This is a genomic window from Paraburkholderia sp. RL17-373-BIF-A (assembly GCF_046030175.1).
Lineage (GTDB): Bacteria > Pseudomonadota > Gammaproteobacteria > Burkholderiales > Burkholderiaceae > Paraburkholderia.
On the sequence record NZ_JARESO010000191.1, the window covers coordinates 1 to 2,644 of the forward strand.

General features: G+C 58.9%; 1 protein-coding gene. It reads left to right on the plus strand.

Annotation, left to right across the window (positions count from 1 at the left end; genetic code table 11):
- Nucleotides 1–179: 179 nt before the first annotated feature.
- Nucleotides 180–2,546 carry a penicillin acylase family protein gene (locus P0D80_RS49415; protein WP_408295850.1) on the plus strand — a complete coding sequence of 789 codons (2,367 nt, stop codon included), beginning with the start codon at nt 180–182 and terminating at the stop codon, nt 2,544–2,546.
- The last annotated feature ends 98 nt before the right edge of the window (nt 2,547–2,644 follow it).

Below are 2,644 nucleotides of genomic sequence, written 5' to 3' on the forward strand. Positions count from 1 at the left end.
TGCGACTCATTTCATCTCCTTGCCTCTTGATCGGTTGTCCGACTCCCGCATCACCTATCGGGTAAAGTATCGGTCGTTCGAGATGCCCAGGAGAGACATTGTGTTGCAACCATAAGGAGGAACAAGTGCAGGCAAGGCATACTCTCGCAGTCATCTTTGCGTGCGCAGCGCTTGGCATCATGCCATCGCGACATGCACGCGCCGACACTGCTCCCGAAGAAACGATCACCGTCGAGGGATTAACTCATTCGACGAATATCCTCATCGACAAATGGGGCGTGCCGCATATCTTCGCGGAAAACGAGCATGACGCGTTCTTCGCGCAGGGTTTCAATGCGGCGCGCGACCGCATGTTCCAGATCGACCTGAGGCGTCGTCGCGGCCTTGGCCAGTTAGCCGAAGTATTCGGCCCTGCATATGTCGAGCAAGACAAAGCGACTCGGCTCTTCCTTTATCGCGGCGACATGTCAACGGAGTGGAAACGCTATGGTCCCGACGCGAAACCCGTCGCCACGCGCTTCGCTGCAGGCGTGAACGCGTATATAGACTGGCTTGCCGCGCACCCGGACCGCTTGCCTTATGAGTTCCGCAAGGTCGGCTACTGGCCTGCAAAGTGGTCAGCAGACGATGTGGTGCGCATCCGCAGTCACGGTCTCACGCGCAATCTGACGAGCGAAGTAGCACGCGCAAAGGTCGCGTGCAGGAGCTCGCTTGCCGCCGACTCCGTGCGCGTCGGTTTGCAAGCGCCATGGCAGCCGCACATGCCAGAAGGACTCGATCCGTGTCTGCCTGACGACGTGCTTAAAGTCTTTACGCTCGCCACTCAAGGCGTACACGTGACTCGCGATTCACTCAAAAGTGCCGATGCGTCGACGACTGTGATGGCCGCCGTCGGCAATGCCGAAGAGGCGACAGAAGGCAGCAACAACTGGGTGATCGCGCCCAGCAAATCGGCAACGGGCCGCGCGATCATGGCCAATGACCCACATCGCGCATACGCCGCGCCAAGCCTACGCTACATCCAGCAGATCAGCACGCCGACGCTCGATATCATCGGCGGCGGCGAACCTTCTGCGCCTGGTGTGTCGATCGGACACAACGGCACGATCGCGTTCGGTCTCACGATCTTCAACATCGATCAGGAGGACCTGTACGTCTACGATCTGAATCCGGCGAATCCGCATGAGTATCGCTATAAAGGACGTTGGGAACTGATGCGCATCATGCACGAGACGATCACTGTGCGTGGCGGTCCGCCCGTCAAAGCGGACCTGTTCTTCACGCGGCACGGCCCGGTCATTTATGCTGAGAGCGCAAAACATCGCGCGTTTGCCGTACGCACTGCATGGCTTGAACCCGGCATGTCGCCATACTTCGATTCGATGCGCTACATGCGCGCGAAGAACTTCGAGCAATTCAAGCGCGATCTATCAACTTGGGGGGCGCCAACCGTCAATCAGGTGTATGCGGACACTCATGGCAACATTGGCTGGGTGACAAGCGGCCTTGCGCCGAAGCGTCCGAATTGGGACGGCCTGATGCCTGTGCCCGGCGATGGCCGCTACGAGTGGGCTGGATTCTGGGCGCGCGACGAGATGCCCTCGGCGTTCAATCCGTCGAGCGGCTACTTCACGACATCCAACGAGATGAATCTGCCTGCAGGTTACCCATACAAGCAGCGCAAGCTTGGCTTCGAATGGACCAATGCGTCGCGGCATCAACGCATCGACGAAGTGCTCAGGGCGCTGCCAAAAGTATCGATCGAGGATAGCGAGAGGTTGCAGAATGATGACGTATCGATTCCCGCGCGACGCCTCGTCGCACTGCTCGCGCCCTTGAACGGCGACGACGCCGACACGCGCGCCGCACTCACGTTGCTCAAGGACTGGGATGCGCACATGCGCGCGGATTCCGCGCAAGCCGCGCTCGAAGAGGTGTGGCTGAGCCGTCATCTGGGCCGTGCGTTCAAGGACGCCGTGCTGCCGAAAGCAGCCGCCGACGCGTTCGGGGCACCCGACACAGCAATAATGCTCGACACGCTCGAACATCCCGAGACACGATTCGGCGACAACGCACAAGCGAAACGCGATGCCGTGCTACTCGCGAGCCTACACGACGCGTACGGCGAAATGGTACGCTTGCAAGGTGCGGATGTGAACGCATGGCAATGGGGCAAACTGCAGACGAACCTCAATGCGCATCCATTCGCCGATCTCGTCGACAGCGAGATGCGCGCGAAGCTCAATGTCGGACCGATCGGCAAAGGCGGCAGTGCGTATACGCCGAACCAGTCGACGTATCGTGCGAGCGACTTCGTGCAGACTATCGGACCATCGTTTCGCGTGATCGTCGACGTGGGCGACTGGGACAGTTCTCGTGCAGTGAATCTGCCCGGAGAATCGGGCGATCCGGACAGCCCGCATTATCGCGACCTTGCGCAGATGTGGCTTAACGGGGAATATTTCCCGCTGCTCTATACCCGCGCCTCCGTCGAAAAAGCAACGGAAAAACGCATTCGCCTCATGCCCGGCACGCAGACGCAATGACACGATAGTGATACGACAAAGCACAGATCGCCTTAAAGGCACATCCAAAATTTCTCTTTTATATCATTGCTTTAGGTTGAGATGTGGCGGATTTTTCG

Coding starts and splice junctions, on each gene's coding strand:
- P0D80_RS49415 (WP_408295850.1), top strand. CDS start 180: ATGCCATCGCGACATGCACGCGCCGACACTGCTCCCGAAGAAACGATC.